Annotated in this window: 1 pseudogene; it reads left to right on the forward strand. The window is 63.4% G+C overall.

The features are described from left to right. A pseudogene (locus SB822_RS60040) lies at positions 1-243 on the forward strand (hypothetical protein); the annotation flags it as partial.

Genomic DNA, 243 nt, shown 5'->3' on the forward strand with positions numbered 1-243 from the left:
CGCGGCACTGGAGGCACGCCACGACGCGCTGCGTCTGCGCTTCGTAAAAGAGGCCGGGGAGTGGAAGCAGATCGCGGTGACGGAAGCGACGAAGGATTCGCAAACCGCCATCGTCCGCCACGAAAAACTCTCGTCGCTCGCAGACCTCGCAGCCGCCTGCAACAACATCCAGTCGAGCCTCGACATCGAGCGCGGCCCAATCTGGCGCGTCGGCCACTTCGAAACTCAAGACGAAACCCGTCT

It is taken from the genome of Paraburkholderia sp. SIMBA_054, assembly GCF_046534875.1.
Lineage (GTDB): Bacteria > Pseudomonadota > Gammaproteobacteria > Burkholderiales > Burkholderiaceae > Paraburkholderia > Paraburkholderia hospita.